This is a genomic window from Listeria sp. ILCC792 (assembly GCF_900186135.1).
Taxonomy (GTDB): Bacteria; Bacillota; Bacilli; order Lactobacillales; family Listeriaceae; genus Listeria; species Listeria goaensis.
The window spans coordinates 17486-34160 of sequence record NZ_FYBO01000009.1 but is presented as its reverse complement, the minus strand read 5'-3'; the positions used below and the strand labels follow the sequence as shown (position 1 = coordinate 34160).

Sequence of the window (16675 nt, the reverse complement as noted above, 5' to 3'; positions counted from 1 at the left end):
TTAATTCTCCATCTCTTTATATTGATAAACATTTACCAATAATTTTTTCGCTTCCATCTCCCAGTTATAGTTCATCTCATAAGCATGACGGCCATTCAAACCTTCTTGCAAATATTTTTCTCTATTTTCAGCTCGTTTTTCTACAATGTTCACTAGTTTTTTAATATTGAACGGTGAACTAGTTTCTCCGCATTGATGTTTTTCTATAAAACTTTCCCAGTCTGGCAAATTAGTAGCCAAAATCGGTAAGGAAGCTGCCATATATTCATATAATTTTGTTGCCATCGAATTTCTATGATTCGGAATGTCATGTAATAGGCATAGTCCTAAATCAGCTGTACTGTATGCTTTCCAAATCTCTGGATAGGGAACTCGACCATACAACGTTACTACTTTTTCTAAATTGCATTTTTTTAAATATTCTTTAATTTCCATCTGTAGACTTTTAGTTATTGGACCCAATAACTCCAAACGATACTTGCTTGGAGATCCATTTTCCAAAGCATTCATAAGTTTTAACATCTCCCAAATTCCTCGCTCAGCGGTTATACTTCCTACATAAATCAATGTAAACGGCTTTATATCAATCTTTTTTCCTATCCGCTCAACATACACCGGAAAGTTATAAACAGAAGTGACACGCCTCTCTTCTAGATGAACGTAGTCATCACGATAAGATGCTTCAGCTAAAATGATATGATCACAGTAGCTCATGGTATATTTTTCCATGCCTAAAACCAGCTTTTTTAAAGGCTTTCTCAAAAAAGCAGGTATCCAGCTTTTTGTTTCAATATCTTTAGGGAAGTTTTCATGCATATCATAAATGAACTTTGAACCCATGGGTTTAACTTTCTTTAACTTTGGAAAAAGTATGAGCAGTTCGGGATCATGGATGTGATAATATTTAGCATCAGATTGCTTCGCCGCTTTATACAGCCTACGCCACCTAAAAACACGTGATAATTTCGATTTGCTTTCTGGTAAAACATGAATATTAATTCCCGGATATGTTTGCAATTGCATCCCATTATCAATTGCAAAGAAATCAACTTCAAATCCAGCTTTTGCTAAAGATAGTGCTTCTTTATAAAAAATCCGCGTATCATTCCAAACATGAACCGAACTGAACATCATTACTTTATTTTCTTTAACCATTCATTTTTCCCTTCCCTTTTTATTTAGAAACTGAGCCCAACTTCCATTCGATTTTCACATTATTATCATTGTTGATGGGGCTATATACTAGTGTATAGTTATCTGTTTGATTTTCAGGGATTGCAAAGTATGCATTACCAGTTAATTCTTTACCTGCTTCAATCATTTCTCCAAAGCTATCGTGGTAGCCGTAAGTCTTGATTTTATCGCCACTTCCAGTTTGTAAATAGAAGTCCCCTGCACCAACACCAAAGCTCATGTTCGTTTTATTTTTGATATTCATTTCGATAACTGTTAACTTTTTACCTTTTTCATTAAAAGTATCATCTTGTTTGTAAGTAAATTTCTTAGGCGTCATTTCAATGTCTTGCATAACTTTTGTTTTATTTAATTCTGAAGCGCTTTTTTCTGTAGTCTTTTTGCTTGTAGAAGTTGTTTTTGCATCAGCTGTTTTATCAGTTGCTGAATCACTGCTATTATTAGTAGAACTGCATCCTACTACTGTCACTGCTAGCATCGCTACTACCATTGTTGTAAATAAAAATTTTAAAACTTTTTTCATTTTATTCCTTCCTCACTCATTAAAAATATCCTCCCTTCTTCTTTTAGAAAGAAGAAGGGATTCTATTATAAATTATTTTGTTTCTTTAACTGTTGCACGAGCTAATTCTTTACCATTTGAAGTTTGTCCAGACACTTCAAGTTTACGCCCTGTATAATCTGCCGCATAAACTTTGAATGTACCATTTTGTAGATCAACCTGACCGTTACGTGTTTCTTTGCCATCTACGAACAATACTACTTTTTGGATTCCACCATCAAATGAACCAATAACACAGCCTTCATTCGCTGTTGCTACGAAATCTTTAGCAGTAATTGTCGATTTTTGGATAACATTAACTTTTTGTTTATACTCAATGCCACCTACTGTTGTCAAAACATACACATCTTGATCAACACTTGTTACAATGTCTTGTGCCCAGATTTCAAACGTTTTATCCGCAGTGTTTACTTGACCATTTCTACGTTGACCATCGACAATTAGCTCAATCTTCGTTACACCAGTACCTTCATAACTACCTGTAACTAAGCCTTCACCAATAGTATAATCTAATGGTTTCAACACTACTTCTTCACCTAAAACTGTGCTTGTTGCTTCACTTGTAGTCCAGTTTTCATCTTTAGCAACTACTTTAAAGGCATTACCAATAACATTCATATTTTTATTGTCGTTCACATAAATTGCATATGTTCCGTCTGCTTTCACTGGAACTTGTTTGATGAATTGATTATCTTTGTCGTATGCAGTTACATATTGCGCACCAACAGCAGTACCTGTCACAGTGCCTGTCCCAACATAATAAGGATCAATTGTTGGTTTTGCAAGATTTTTACGTTCTCTTACCGTATCACGATTAGAGCCTTTTCCACCGTGTCCATCAGATGCTTCAACTGTGAAATAGTTACCCACTGTATGCATTAATTCATTATCATTGACATATACGGAGTATGTTCCGTCTTCATTAACTGGAACTTCACGGATTTTTTTACCTTCGTGGTCATATACAGTAATTGTAGTTGCACCTTTTGGAGCTGTACCTTTTACATAACCTGCATTTACAAGATACGGATTGATAGTTGGCGCACCAAGTTTTCTTGGTAATACAACAGAGTTTTCAGAGCTTTCACTTGAACCTGCTTTTGCTACAACCGTAAATACATTCCCTACATTATGCATTTTATCGCTATTGTTTACATATGCACTATATGTGCCGTCTTCGTTAACTGGTACTTTATTAATTGGATTTCCTGAAGTATCAGCAGAATCATAAATCCAAATTTCTGTTGCGCCTTCTGGAGCTGTACCTGTAACAAATCCATCATTCACAATATAATCATCAATAGTTGGTTTTTCTAAATTTACTACTTCTTCAGTAACGATTGTAGTATCGCTTGATGATTGATCACCTAAAGTTGCTACAGCTTCTACTACTGTTCCTACTTCTTGTGTAGGAATATCAATACTGAAATTACCATTACTATCAACTTTTCCAGAACCGATAACTTTGTCGCCTACTTTAATTTCAATATCTGCATTTGGTTCAGCTGTACCAGTTGCTTTTGTAGAAGTAGTTGTCAAATCATTAAGAGTTGTTTGAATCATATCTCCTTCGTTAGCACCTGGACGGTTATCCCAAGAGATAGTTTTACTCTTAATTGGAAGTAATGAACCACCGCTCAAAAGACTAGACGATAATCTATCCTTCTTAGTTTCATAACCTTTAACTAAGAATTTATATTTGTTTTTCTTTTCAATTTGTTTTCCAGTATCTTGTTGCCATTTTTGAATATCAAATCTTAAGTCTAGTGTATTCCATAGAGCAGAAAAAGTTCCATCATAATTTGCTGTACGGTAAATTAATGTTTTATTGTCTTTATTGTAAACTATTGCATCATCATATTCTTTGTCTTTCCAAGAATTCAAATATGTGTAATGCTTTTGCGTGTTGTGTTTCACTTCTTTAAGTTGACCACTTTCAATAATATAATAGTTTACATTTTGTGTTGAATATCTTTCACGATTCCAAAGTAACCAACCCTCATCAATCGTTGTTGTTCTAGAAATCGAACTCATTTGAGGACTATCAGAACCTTCTGTACCATCATAAACTAAATAGTCATACCAATCGTCACTATCGAAGAATTCGTAGAATGCTGGATCTAAAGTGATTTCATTGTGCATTCTAATACGTTCAGTAGCTAATGAATCTGAAAAAGCAGTCCATGCAGCTGTGTGTAGGTTTAAATAATTACCATTTAAACTAGTTTTTCCGATGTTTCTAGCTCCATCAAAGCTTGCTGCATAGTAAAGACTTGCTGAACGTGATGATGCATTATTTTCATCTTCTTCTGTTGCTTCTTCATTTTTTATAGCTTGGCTTTTCTCATTTGACTCAGTAGCTGTTGCTTTATTGTCTTCTGCTGATGTTTCTTTTTCGCTAGTAGATCCTTCAGAGACTTGAATGCCGTCATTTGCTGTTGCTTCTTTATCCGCTGTTACTTGGATATTTTCATCTAGAACTTCCTCTGCGCTCGCAGCTAATGGCAATGCTGTTGTGATAACTTGACCTGCAACTAAGAGAATTGCAGTCCCTTTGATTAAACCTTTTTTCATTAATTCTTCTCCTTTGAATGTAAGTTTTTTGTCAGCAATCATTTGTCCAATTAACTCCCAAGATATATCGTCTTGAAGTTATATAGTCAAGATGCAATAATTACCGAATCTTTCTTTTTGAGAACTCTTAGATGTAAACTTATTTTTTGAGTCAGTAAAATGACTTAGTGCTTGAGTTTCCATTTGCTGCAGCAATAACCAATTGGCGACTCAACGTTTATTAGTATAATTCTAAATCTAGTCTCTAAAAAATCAAAAAATCAAATATTAAAAGCAACTTTTTGCGTAAAAAATTTTACTAAGGTTTATAAATCTAATTTGAAGCCTTTGTCATTACCATAAAAAAAATATCAAAACAAACAAAAAGGCACTTTTTATTTCTCGAATTTTGTTTTTTCCCACTTACTCACTATGTTTTAATACATGATACAGCTAATATTTCACGAGGGGGATTTAACATGCTAATTGGATTAGATTTATTTGACGCGAATATCGAACTTGAATGGAATCTATTGGAAATTCTTAGAAAGGAAGATAGGTGGTTTACTACGGAAGAGCTTGCCGCAAAGTTAGAAAAAACACCTGCTTTAATACTTAAATCTATCTCTCTTCTGAAAGATAATCTTGCAGACTTTAACAACAATCGAATTCAACTACATATATCAAAAGGACGCGGAGTCTATCTTGAGATACAAGAGAGCAATATAGATTTTGGGCTTTTTCTAATCTATTTAACTTCAAATACAACGATGTACAAGCTATTTTACAGTATTTTTACTGAGACATTTATTTCAACTAAAAAATTTGCGTACGAAAATTTCCTGAGCGAAACTACCGTTAGAAGGCAGATAACAAAGATGCGTGAAGCTATTACGCCCTATCACCTCTCTTTTACTCGAAGCGAAGTTAATGTTATTGGTGACGAAATTCAAATCCGTTTCTTTATGAATATGGCATTTTGGAGACTGTTTGCGGGAAAAGCATGGCCGTTCTCACAAGTTGATGAGAAACATTTACAATATGTAGTAACTAGACTGCTACAAAAAATAAATCTTGAATTAAATCTTGTACAGAAGCAGCAAATTATCTATTTCCTTGCTATTGGTACTATAAGACGCCGGAATGGGCATTATATTCCTTTTAATCCTAGTTGGGAGGAGCTTCTAACAAACAATAGCGGCTATTCCCTCTTCAAAAAGCATATTTCAGAATTCACACCTACTATTAAATTACACGATGGAGAAATCGCTTTTCTTTACTTCTTGATGATTATCCAAAGTAAGACACCCCAAATCACACCTTTGCTTCTATCAAATTATAGAACCAATCATGTAAACAACTCCCGCTTGTTTCGAGCAAATAAACTTTTCATTGAAAAGTTTGAGGCTGAATTTTCCCCCATTCCCAATGCTAAAAAGAGATTATTTACGTTAACTGCCTTTTCCGACCATTTATTCGCAAGTCTCACAACTAATTTTTCAACAGGAATCAGTGGTTCTAAGTTCTTACCTTATACGCAAAATAAGTTAGTTAATTTGAAAAATAAAATCGATTATCTACTTGATACATTATACGAAGAAAGTCATGACTCTATTTTTCTTGAAAAGAAATATTTAGCACCTAAATATGCCCTTCTTTTAAATTTATTTTCATCCTTACATATTTTCGAACGTGAAATTAAGGTGCGGCTTGAAACAGATATGTCATATATTATGAACAAAAGTATCATTCACGAACTAAAAGCGGCATTTGTAAATAAATTTAATTTGCGTTTTATTGAGGTTGAAAGTGACGAAGAAGCTGACTTGATTTTAACGAATATTCCACTTGAAAGATTGATAAATCATCATGTCCACTCAAAAATTGTTTCTATTCATCGTAAACTAGCGCCCCGTGATTTAACTCTAATCAATTCCGCTTTAGAAAAACTGAACTAAAATCAAAAAAACAACTCCTATAATTGTCTTTTTGACATTTTCTAGACATCTTGCTGTTTTATAATAAAATCTGGAAGAATATTATAGAAGGAGTAAAAAAATGACTTTTATTAACCCTTGGGATGAACGATTCATTTATAAAATTCAGTTCACTCTCCCTAGCCAGCCAGAACGTCTTTTCACTCGAACAATTATAGAAAAAGATTTGTTTGATGAAGAAACAATAACTAAACGATGGCTTCGTGTATTTCCTGAAACCCGCGTTGAAAATGTTTATTTTACAAACGAAGCAATGGAAATGAATGAGCGAAAATATAAAGCCCTTATCAATAAGAAATAATTACTTCCCCCCCTTTTTTTAAGTTTAGAAAGGGGGGATTTTTATAAAAAAACAGTAAGCCTTATTCAGGCTTACTGTTTTTACGCACGTTTTCTCTTAATAATTTGGATAGCTATGGCAATTAAGATTGCACCAAGAATGACTGAAAATCCAATCCAATCTCCTGTGCTCGGAAGCTTATTATTCCCTGATTCATCTGGTTTCCCTGGCTTAGACGGTTCTTTAGTTCCTAAGTCTTTTTCATTGTACTTGACTAATTCAATAACAGTCTCATAGTTACTTTCTGTAATTTCGAAATCAACAGGTTCACTATTAAGAATATATCCATCTTTTGCCTCTGTTTCAATAAATGAATATTTGCCTAGAGCCAGATTTTTAACTTGAATTTTCCCATCATTATCTGTAACGAGATTACTAATTACAACTCTTCCGTCCGCATCCAACAGTTTAAAATGTGTTTTACTTAATGCTTCTTTTGTATCCTTATCGAGCTTCTCAAGCTGAACTGTACCTAACATCTCATCATTCAGCTTAATAAGTTCTATTGTCGTATCGTAATTGTCTTTCGTAATTTCAAACTCAACAGGCTCACTATTTAAAATGTATCCATCTTTTGCCTCAGTTTCAATAAATGAATATTTGCCTAGCTTTAGATTCTCTACAAAAATTTGGCCAAGTTCATTTGTTACTAGGTTCTCTTGTACCACATTGCCCTGTTCGTCCACTAAGTTAAAGCTTACATCACTCAATTCTTTTTTATTCCGGCTATCTTTTTTAGTTAGTTGAACGGATCCGAGCATTTCTGTATTATCAATAGTGATTTCAACCGTTTCACTTTTCTCACTACTAATAGTCACATTATGTGCAGATTCATCCAATACATAGTTATCAGGCGCTTTAGTTTCTATCAATTCATAATTTCCTGGCAAGAGGTTTTCAAATAGATATTCTCCATTCTCATCAGTTGTTCCTGTATAAACCTCTCCGCTTTCAGATTCCAGTTTAAATTCTGCACCTTTTAATTTTTCACCAGTAGCTCCGTCTTGCTTAATGACCTTAAGTGCCCCTTTTATTAATTTATTTTCCTTTTGTAATTCTATAGGGGTAATGCTATTATTTGTCACCTCAAAATTGATAGGTGTACTATCTAGCTCGTAGCCATCCGGCGCCTCTGTTTCAACTAAATAATAGTTTCCTGGCAATAAATCAAGAAAAGTTAATTCTCCATTTTCATTTGTTATACCAGTTTGGATAAGCTGATTATCGCTATTAAACAAGTTGAATTTTGCTCCTGCAAGAAGGTTGCCAGTTTCTCCGACTTTCTTCAAGATGACTGTTCCATCAATTTTCTTTGTGGTTACTGTATTTGAATTATAATTAATTCCATTTAGATTTATTTGTCCCGTATTAGATACACTATCACCTGGATTTAAAGCAGAGGTATTAACTTCAAAACTTACACTTTGGCGTTCACCAATTGGAATATCTTCCTTTACAGTTAGTGTTAGGAGGTTATCTTGCTCTGTAATTTCAAACATCTCACTATTCTCCGTAATCCCAACATACACTAAACGATCATCTAATTTATCCGTGAACGTTTGTCCTGCTTTGATTGTTCCTGTAATAGAAGCGAGTGTCAATGTATAGGTAAGTTTTGTATCGTTCTTAGTTACTACTGTTTTATCCACAGATTTATTTAGGACTTTATTAAAATTATCATTCCCATTAAGTCTAGCTAAAACTGTATCTGATTTTGTGACTTCATCACTAGTAAGCGTAGCTGTGTTCTTATAAATATCTAGATTTTCAGTGACATTAACTTTGTATTCAATCAAATATGAGTCAGCCATACCAACATGATTAAATGTGACTTTTAATTCTTGAGTGTTTGCATTAAATGAAATATTATCTTTAAATTGGCTCGTTACGTATGTTCTTGAATCATCCTCATTAACACGAATAATCCTAATACCATCTACAGTTGATGAATCCGTTGCAATAACCCCATCTGTTAATCGTGGATTTGGATCCACCTGCAAACCTTGCGGGATTGTATCATTAACTGTAACATTGTTTAATTCAGCAGTCTGAAAAGGATTCACTGCTAAATGATATGTGTTATAACGTGATTGCGTCGTATTAAGTAATCCCACACCGTTCGAATCGACAGACCCTTTCCACCATTTCTCAAATGGAGACGGTTCTCCGCCTTCACTTGGCTTAATAGAAACTGTTTTAGAAACCTCTTGCCCATTATATTCTACTTTAAATGTTTGCTCTGGGTTAATTGTCGTATCTGGCCTCATCAACGGAGCTTGGAAAACTATATTAAACGAGGCAGACCATGCACCATTTTCACTAAATTCTGGGTTAGGTCTAACATAAACTACCATATAATCCGAATCGCTTGCTGAAGGGTTTTCTAAACTAACAAATTCAAAGGCACCTTCCTCTGAATGTAAGTCCTCCACATCACCTGCCGAAAATATTTCTCTAGGTATCGATACTGCAATAAGACCATTTTCATCTACAATCGCTCCTGCATCCGCACTTAATGTTACTTGTAAGTTTACTTGCTCTTGACTACCAATCGGATCATTAACATCTAATGAAATCCCTATATTTCCCACTTTATTCTGGAAATCAGCTTCTGTATCATTCTGCGCTGCGATACCAGTCCCTGAAAGAAACGTAGAAAACATAACAAGACACGCTATCACTATCATTGCTATTTTCTTACTCACATTATTCATCTCCTTTTTGTAATTTAACTTTCATCAATTACAATCCTATATATTAATAGAATCAATGTTATTCTATTAAAGTTTCAATACAATTAGGAGCCAAGATTACGCTTTTTAAAAGACGGAATTTGGTTTCTCGCATCAGAATGAATAATGTAAAAAAAAAAGATTTTAGCGATGCTAAAATCTTTTTATGAAACACATTCGTGAAGATTGGCCGGCTTATCCAGGAAATATCCCTGCTGCAAGTTCAAACCGATGCTTTGGAATTCTTCTGACATACTAAAATCCTCAATATTTTCTAATATGAATTGCTTTTTGCTTTGCACGGCAAAATTTTGCCATGCCTCTACAAATAATTTAGCCGTAGATAGTTTAAGATTACGCACTGAAAACTTAAATCCATCAACAACTGGTGTATAATAAGTAGCTCGCTCAAGACTATTAATGCCGCAACTAACATCGTCCAGCAAAATCTTATATCCCATAGATTTTAAAGAGGAGATTTTGCCGTATAAATAGGCATCAATTTCTTTCAATGTAAGGTGATGTTTATGCTCAGGTATTAGCATTAAATCTTCAGTGATTTCAATTGTTATATTATCGGAGTATTTACGTAACCGTTCCAACATTTGTAAAGTTTCAATATAAAAAAATTGTGTAGAATTGATATTTATGGAGACTGGGGCGAAGTTTAAATTTTTCAGTGCTTTTTCGACTTCATTTTGAAACCACTCCACAAAAAACGAATACTTTGTTTCCATAAATTCCTGTTGGAAAATTACTTCTGGAAATCCCCATCTTCCTTTTTCGAATTTTCTTAAAAGCAGCTCATACATGATAATTTCATCTTTGTCTATATCATGAATCTCCTGTACAAATAAACTATAATTTTTAAACATATCTCTACCCTCTTTTCCGTTTGTCTATAGTTTATTCTACAAGCTTTATGTTTAAACCGTAATCAGATTTCCATTTTTCAAACCATGCTTTTTGCAAAATTTCAATTAAAACAGGAAGATACATTTCATTCCTACTTTTAGTGGGTAAACACAATATTAGGGAGGAGTGATTAATTTATGAAAATCGGTATTGAGATATTCGACCAGACTGTGGAAAGTGAATTAGCTGTGCTAAGAATCCTTCGAAGTGAAAATCGTTGGTTTACTACTGAAGAAATTAGCGAGCTTTCAAAACTTAACACTACACAAACACTAAAAATCCTTAAGCGACTGATTAGTGATATGGAAGCTTTTGGAACAGATTATATGGAAGTCTTTTTTTCAAAAGGAAAAGGTGCTAGGTTCGTTACTAAGCGCGCTGATGCCAACCCTCGAAAGTTTCTTATTTTTTTGGTTGAAGAAACTATTGGTTTTAATTTGTTTACAGCTATTTACAATGAAGATTATACCTCTGCATCAAACTTCGCTATGGAGCACTTTGTTAGTGACGCAACTGTTCGGCGTCAACTTAATAAATTCAGAACTTCCATTCAACCTCTTGGACTTGATTTATCGCGGAGTGACGCAATATTAACAGGAGAAGAAACACAAATTAGATTATTTTTAAACATGGCCCTCTGGAAAATTTACGCTGGTGAAGGATGGCCATTTGAAGGGGTCAGCGAACAACGCATGGAATACATCGCAGAAAATATCCTCACTCATTCAGACTTAAACGTTACGCCCATTCAAAAAAGACAGCTCGTTTTCTTGCTTGCAATTGGCATCATTCGGAGAAGAAATAATCATTTTATTGAGTGTAAGGAATCTTGGCACGAATTAATTCAAAATAATGAAAGTTTTACTCATTTTAAAACATTGATATCTCCTTTTGCTTCATTTAGCGAGAGCCATCCTGGGGAAATTGCATTTTTATTTTTCTTACTTATCATTCAAAGCGAAAATATTCAAATTATTAAGTTCCTTGAGAAAAATTTTGAAGAGAATAAAAAAAATAATACCGTAGTCTATAGGGCTACTGAAAAACTTGAGGAAAAGTTACAAAAATATATTGCGCCCGTGCCTGAAGAATTGCACAAGGTATTTTTACTAAATGCCTTTTCCTATCACCTCTTTGCACATATCTTCCATAATTTTTCAACAGATTTAAATGGCTATGACTACTCTATTATCATTGATTCTCCTTTCGGCAACCCTATCCTAACTCACTTGAAAAGCAATATTCAAGAGTTGATTAAAGAACTACGCACAGAAACAAATTTTTCTCTTTTTCAAGAAGAAAATTATTTGATTTCAAAATACGGTCTGCTGTTTAGTCTTCTAAATGCCCAAACTTCTTTTGAACCCTTAATTAAAATAAAAATCTCCACTGATTTACCCTTCCTTGTTAACTTGCGTTTAAAAGAAAGAATTTCAACTGTATTTAAAGATAGCTATAACATTGAATTTCTTGATGCGTCAGAAAGTAATCATGGAGATATTTTATTAACTAATATTACGCTTCCACGAGATGGTCCTGAATATAAACAAGTTCGGATAGCTTTTATAAATCGCATCCTAACTTTTAGAAATATTATCATGCTTAATCAAAACTTATATGAACTTTCACAAGAAAAAAAAGAGGACAAATGACCTCTTCAGATTGAAAAAAATTAGGAACTAATCTATCGTAGGTTAGTTCTTTTTCATATACTTCTTAATTGGCATCGGTCGCCCGTAATAATACCCTTGGAAATAATCGACGCCCATTTCACGTAAAATGGCAATTTCCGCTTCGGTTTCGATTCCTTCGGCGATAATTGGGCAGCCTAGGTCGTGGCTTAGATTGACAATCGCACGCATGATAATTCGCTGGCGCTCGTTCGTTTTAATCAGAGAGATGAAGCTTGGATCGATTTTAATGAAGTCAACTGGTAAGGCGCGCAAATAGGTGAGGGAGCTGTAGCCTTTGCCGAAATCATCGAGGCTAACTGTTGGGCCGAGCGACTTAATTTTCATTAAGTTGTGGCATGCTTCGGTGAGGTGGGTGATTTCTGTGCGTTCGACAATTTCGAGATTAAGTGCCCCGGGGTGTTTCATGGTCAGCCTAATCCGGTCATAGAGCGCATCCATGTAAGCATCGTCGATAACATCACTGGAAATAACATTGACCGAAATCGTATATTTTCCTTCAAAAGCATCAATTTGTTTCATAACAGTGTTTATAACGAAATTTTGCATGGTTCTTGCGGCCTTTTGCTTCGCCACTTCTCTGAAAAAATCAATTGGGGTCAAAATGCCTTTTTCTGTTTGCAGGCGAACTAAAGCTTCGAAGCCAACGATTTTTTCAGTCGTGGCCTCAACTTTGGGCTGATAGTAAACTAAATACTTTTCATTTCGCACGGCTTTCACAATTTCATTCGTTGAAATCTCCACTTCATCGCTTCCTTTCGGTTCTATTCTACTCTAAAAGCTGATTTTATAAAACAAATAACAAAAAATTGACGTAAATGATACATTTTACGGTTGTTGGTTTGATTTTGCTTTGATAAAATAAATTTAAGCGCATTTTTAGTTAGCGCTTACAAATCGCCTAGTGCGGAAAAGGGAGAGTATGATTGTGAAAAAAATAATGAGAAAAGTATCACACGTTTTACTCGCAGCAGGCTTAACACTTAGTTTTAGCTTACCAGTTGCAACTACAAATGCCCATGCGGCAGAAACAACTGTACCTATTCAACTTCTTGGCGTGAATGACTTTCACGGGGCGCTGAATACGACCTCAAAAGATGTGAACGGGGCAGCAATTGGGGGCGCAGATTATCTTTCGGCCAATCTTGATAAGGCGGAAGCTAGTTTTATCGCGGATAACCCGGGCGCATCAGCTGTGAACTCGCTTCGTGTTCAAGCTGGAGACATGGTGGGCGCTAGTCCGGCGGTTTCTGGCTTACTTCAAGATGAGCCGACGATGAAAGTTTTAAATGAAATGAACTTCAAAATTGGCACACTGGGAAATCACGAATTTGACGAAGGGCTCCCTGAATACAAACGGATTTTAGACGGCGTTTCCACTAATAAATTCGGACCGATTGTTGAAAATTATCCGCGTGTTAAAAGCGACATGCAAATTGTTGCCGCGAACGTGATTAACAAGGGAACCGACACAGTCGCAGAAGGATTTAGTCCCTATGTGATTGAAGAAATTGGCGGCGTAAAAGTTGGCTTCATCGGCATCGTGACGACCGAAATTCCTAATCTTGTTTTAGCCGACTACATAAAAGACTACGACTTCCTAAACGAAGCTGACACAGTCGTAAAATATTCCAAAGTATTGCGGGATCAAGGCGTGAATGCGATTGTCGTGCTCTCTCACGTTCCAGCCCTTACGTCAGGAAATCCGACGAATCAAACGGATCAGACTGTTTCAGGCGACGCGGCAGCGATGATGGAAGCGGTGAACCAGAAGGATGCTAACAACTCAGTCGACATCGTTCTCGCAGGGCATAACCATCAATACACGAACGGCGTTGTTGGGAAAACACGCATCGTACAAAGCTATAACAACGGCAAGGCCTTTTCAAATGTAACAGGTGAACTTGATCCGGCGACGGGCGATTTTGTTAGCACACCAAACGCAAAAATCGAGTACAATTACCGCACGGGCACGCCTGATGCGACGGTTGCAGCCATTACTCAAGATGCTGCTGACCGAATTGCGTCCACCATCACCGAACCAATTGGGCATACTGCAAACGGGACCATTTCCCGTGAAACCAATTTAGAGGGCGCAGCAATTGATACGAAAGAATCTGCACTCGGAAATTTAATTACCGATGCCCAGCGCTACATGGCGAAAAAAGCCGGCGTTGATGCCGATTTCGCGATGACAAATAATGGCGGCATTCGCGCTGACCTTATCACAACAGGCAACAATGAAATCACGTGGGGTGCGGCTCAAGCCGTTCAACCATTCGGAAATATTTTGCAAGTCGTCAAATTAAATGGCGCCACCATTCTTGAAGCACTCAACCAGCAGTATGGCAACGGCGAAAAATATTTCCTTCAGATTTCGGGATTAAAATATACGTACACGGATAATGCTGACCTAGACCAAGCTTACCGCGTTGTAAGCGCGACAACAGACGACGGCTCGCCACTTGACCCGAACAAAGAATACACCGTCATCATTAACGACTTCCTCTACGGCGGGGGTGACGGGTTCCAAGCTTTCACAAAAGGGCAACTTGTTTCAGCGATTGACCCCGACACCGAAACATTTATCAACTACATTAAAAATCAAACGGCAGAAGGAAAAGTCATTACTGCCGAAAAAGAAGGCCGTAAGACGTACAAAACAGCAGCGCAACTCGAAGAAGATGCCATTTCTGCTATAAAAAAGGCAACAAAATTCAACACTTTGGCTGAAAAGGATAAAACTTTTTCTGGCGTGACGCTTCCGGGGGCAACTGTCTCCGTCCAAAAAGGCGGTAACGCAAACCTACGTGCGGCAAACGATTTGACGGCGACAGCGGACGCAAATGGCGCCTTCCAAATTGACGTGTCAGCACTCGGCCTCAAAGCTCGCGATACGCTTTCTGTAGTCGTGACAGACACATCTGGCTACAGCACACCGTTTAGCGTGACCGTAGCTGCCGCAGCAACAGACCCTGGTGACGGCGCCATAACACCTACGCCCGAAAACCCAAGCCCAGATGGAACCACCCCAACTGTAACCCCTGACAAAAACCCATCTGGCGACAAAAACACCGTCCAAACGGGCGCAAATGCAGCAAGCAAACCTAGCAAGCTGCCAGAAACAGGTGACCTTGTCGGAATTGCATCGCTTATCGGTCTAATCCTAACTGGCACAGCCGTTTACGCATTGCGTCGCAAGCAATAAACCAAACAAAAAGAAGCCGTCGGGATATATCCCGACGGCTTCTTTTATTTCATTTCAAATTGTAATTCGCGCAGCGCCTGATAAACCGTAGCATAGAATTTCACTTCCTTGCGCCAAGCCTGATTAGAGGACCATTCTTGCACCAACTCCGAGTTAAGTCCAGTCACAATCACTTGAATGCCCAAAAGTTGCAATTGCTTGCAAAACGCGTGAATCGCTTGAATAAAGCCATCGTAACCTTTTTGCGTGCCTGTAAAGTCAAACAGCAACGTTTCCACTTCTTTATCGTACAGCCATTGACTGCTTTTCTCACATAATAAATCGAAACTTTCTTCGCGAACATATCCACTCACTGGAAGAATCGCAATTTGTTTACTTAATAAAATAGTCGGCGGTTTTAATAGTTCAATAATTTCTTCATGGCGCTGAACTTCCTCACGCAGACGAACAATATCTGTGACATCTTTTTGCGTGCCGAAATAATAAAGATGCTCATTTTCGTCCCAAATGGGTTGAATCGTCAATTCATTATAGAAGGGTTCACCATTTTTTTTATAGTTTTTCACAATTTCCGTAACGCTCACTTTATTTTTAATCGCTTCAGAAATTCGGTTTAAAGCTTCAGGATTCGTATCTGCTCCTTGTAAATAAGCCCCGTTTTTACCAATTATTTCTTCTTTTGAGTACCCGGTTAATTTTTCAAAAGACTGATTCACAAAAATAAACGGTGTCCCAGAAATTTGAGGATCTGCGATGATGACGGAAGACGGGGATAAGCGCAAAGCTTTATACATAATACTAGCTGGAATTGGATAGTCTTTCATTGGCAAAAGCCCCCTTTCCTACTTACTTTAACTCATTTTTTTGCAAAAAGGAATTTTTAACGTAAAAAAGTTATCATTTCCATACTTTATCTAGTTTATCCGCATAAAAAACAATCGCCTTTTTATACGCAATAATGGCTTCATCACTCGACGTTTCGGCCAATAAATGAAGCAGAATTTCCGCACTCTCAGAATGCCTTTCTAAATTGTGTAGCACCATCGCATAAAAAACGCTGAGCGCATAGTTATTTGGAAATTGTTGCCTGCCCTTTCGAATGACCTCTTCCGCGACATCATATTTCCCTAGCGCACGATAAGTACTGCCTAAACCTAAATACGCCTCAGCTAAATCTGCTCCACTTAAGCCATTTTGAATCGCTTTTTCGTAAAAAGCAATCGCCTCTCCTTCTTTTTCTAAAACATCAAAACTCCAAGCAACTTGGTATAAAACGTATGGATTTTCTGGCTCGGTTTCAAGTAGCTTTAGCAGCAACTGATTCGACTTCTTCAAATTACCATTTTCTCTATCCCGTAGCGCCTCTTCTAACAACTTGTTCATATTCCTCACCTTTTTCACACAAATTGACGTTAAAATGCAATTTCCTCAAAGCTACCTTACCCTATTTTTCAACAAAAGTGAACAAATAACTAAAATCCAA

General features: G+C 36.6%; 12 protein-coding genes. 4 read left to right on the top strand and 8 right to left on the bottom strand.

The genetic code is table 11. The annotated features are described in order from the left end of the window. The 3 genes from CFS60_RS10090 to CFS60_RS10080 all read right to left on the bottom strand — a co-directional run bounded on the left by CFS60_RS10090 (nucleotide 1) and on the right by CFS60_RS10080 (nucleotide 4372). A complete protein-coding gene (locus CFS60_RS10090; protein WP_088810812.1) occupies nucleotides 1-1155 on the bottom strand; it encodes a glycosyltransferase family 4 protein in 1155 nt (384 codons plus the stop codon). 19 nt (nucleotides 1156-1174) lie between these two features. Then, on the bottom strand, nucleotides 1175-1717 hold the full coding sequence (locus CFS60_RS10085; protein ID WP_088810813.1) for a DUF4352 domain-containing protein: 543 nt from the start codon (nucleotides 1715-1717) through the stop codon (nucleotides 1175-1177). A gap of 72 nt (nucleotides 1718-1789) precedes the next feature. Then, nucleotides 1790-4372 carry an Ig-like domain-containing protein gene (locus CFS60_RS10080; RefSeq protein WP_088810814.1) on the bottom strand — a complete coding sequence of 861 codons (2583 nt, stop codon included), beginning with the start codon at nucleotides 4370-4372 and terminating at the stop codon, nucleotides 1790-1792. A 416-nt stretch (nucleotides 4373-4788) separates the two neighbouring features. Between CFS60_RS10080 and CFS60_RS10075 the strand changes: the two genes are divergently transcribed. Both CFS60_RS10075 and CFS60_RS10070 read left to right on the top strand, forming a co-directional pair. Then, nucleotides 4789-6267 carry a helix-turn-helix domain-containing protein gene (locus tag CFS60_RS10075; RefSeq protein WP_088810815.1) on the top strand — a complete coding sequence of 493 codons (1479 nt, stop codon included), beginning with the start codon at nucleotides 4789-4791 and terminating at the stop codon, nucleotides 6265-6267. A 100-nt stretch (nucleotides 6268-6367) separates the two neighbouring features. Further along, nucleotides 6368-6607 carry a hypothetical protein gene (locus CFS60_RS10070; protein ID WP_088810816.1) on the top strand — a complete coding sequence of 80 codons (240 nt, stop codon included), beginning with the start codon at nucleotides 6368-6370 and terminating at the stop codon, nucleotides 6605-6607. An 80-nt stretch (nucleotides 6608-6687) separates the two neighbouring features. Here the strand turns inward: CFS60_RS10070 and CFS60_RS10065 are convergent, their stop codons facing one another. Together CFS60_RS10065 and CFS60_RS10060 are read right to left on the bottom strand one after the other, a co-directional pair. After that, entirely contained in the window at nucleotides 6688-9351 is a 2664-nt protein-coding gene (locus CFS60_RS10065) for a collagen binding domain-containing protein (RefSeq protein ID WP_088810817.1), read from the bottom strand. Between the two features lie 191 nt (nucleotides 9352-9542). After that, nucleotides 9543-10253 carry an EAL domain-containing protein gene (locus CFS60_RS10060; protein WP_088810818.1) on the bottom strand — a complete coding sequence of 237 codons (711 nt, stop codon included), beginning with the start codon at nucleotides 10251-10253 and terminating at the stop codon, nucleotides 9543-9545. A 177-nt stretch (nucleotides 10254-10430) separates the two neighbouring features. Between CFS60_RS10060 and CFS60_RS10055 the strand changes: the two genes are divergently transcribed. Further along, complete coding sequence (locus CFS60_RS10055) at nucleotides 10431-11945, top strand: helix-turn-helix domain-containing protein (RefSeq protein ID WP_088810819.1); 1515 nt, start codon at nucleotides 10431-10433, stop codon at nucleotides 11943-11945. Nucleotides 11946-11987: 42 nt separating this feature from the next. Here CFS60_RS10055 and CFS60_RS10050 read toward each other — a convergent pair whose 3' ends face one another. Then, a complete protein-coding gene (locus CFS60_RS10050) occupies nucleotides 11988-12728 on the bottom strand; it encodes an EAL domain-containing protein (RefSeq protein WP_088810820.1) in 741 nt (246 codons plus the stop codon). A 178-nt stretch (nucleotides 12729-12906) separates the two neighbouring features. Here CFS60_RS10050 and CFS60_RS10045 point away from each other — a divergent pair, with 178 nt between their 5' ends. Then, on the top strand, nucleotides 12907-15192 hold the full coding sequence (locus tag CFS60_RS10045) for a bifunctional metallophosphatase/5'-nucleotidase (RefSeq protein WP_088839206.1): 2286 nt from the start codon (nucleotides 12907-12909) through the stop codon (nucleotides 15190-15192). A gap of 44 nt (nucleotides 15193-15236) precedes the next feature. Here the strand turns inward: CFS60_RS10045 and CFS60_RS10040 are convergent, their stop codons facing one another. Together CFS60_RS10040 and CFS60_RS10035 are read right to left on the bottom strand one after the other, a co-directional pair. Then, the gene (locus CFS60_RS10040; protein WP_088810822.1) at nucleotides 15237-16016 is read right to left on the bottom strand and encodes a PAS domain-containing protein; all 780 of its coding nucleotides are present in this window, start codon (nucleotides 16014-16016) and stop codon (nucleotides 15237-15239) included. Between the two features lie 73 nt (nucleotides 16017-16089). Continuing rightward, nucleotides 16090-16575 (bottom strand): tetratricopeptide repeat protein, encoded by a 486-nt coding sequence (locus tag CFS60_RS10035; RefSeq protein ID WP_088839204.1) that lies wholly within the window; start codon nucleotides 16573-16575, stop codon nucleotides 16090-16092. Nucleotides 16576-16675 lie beyond the last annotated feature (100 nt).

Bases quoted from the DNA above. Each gene is read 5' to 3' on its own strand.
- CFS60_RS10090 (WP_088810812.1), bottom strand. From the start codon at position 1,155: ATGGTTAAAGAAAATAAAGTAATGATGTTCAGTTCGGTTCATGTTTGG.
- CFS60_RS10085 (WP_088810813.1), bottom strand. From the start codon at position 1,717: ATGAAAAAAGTTTTAAAATTTTTATTTACAACAATGGTAGTAGCGATG.
- CFS60_RS10080 (WP_088810814.1), bottom strand. From the start codon at position 4,372: ATGATTGCTGACAAAAAACTTACATTCAAAGGAGAAGAATTAATGAAA.
- CFS60_RS10075 (WP_088810815.1), top strand. From the start codon at position 4,789: ATGCTAATTGGATTAGATTTATTTGACGCGAATATCGAACTTGAATGG.
- CFS60_RS10070 (WP_088810816.1), top strand. From the start codon at position 6,368: ATGACTTTTATTAACCCTTGGGATGAACGATTCATTTATAAAATTCAG.
- CFS60_RS10060 (WP_088810818.1), bottom strand. From the start codon at position 10,253: ATGTTTAAAAATTATAGTTTATTTGTACAGGAGATTCATGATATAGAC.
- CFS60_RS10055 (WP_088810819.1), top strand. From the start codon at position 10,431: ATGAAAATCGGTATTGAGATATTCGACCAGACTGTGGAAAGTGAATTA.
- CFS60_RS10045 (WP_088839206.1), top strand. From the start codon at position 12,907: ATGATTGTGAAAAAAATAATGAGAAAAGTATCACACGTTTTACTCGCA.
- CFS60_RS10040 (WP_088810822.1), bottom strand. From the start codon at position 16,016: ATGAAAGACTATCCAATTCCAGCTAGTATTATGTATAAAGCTTTGCGC.
- CFS60_RS10035 (WP_088839204.1), bottom strand. From the start codon at position 16,575: ATGAACAAGTTGTTAGAAGAGGCGCTACGGGATAGAGAAAATGGTAAT.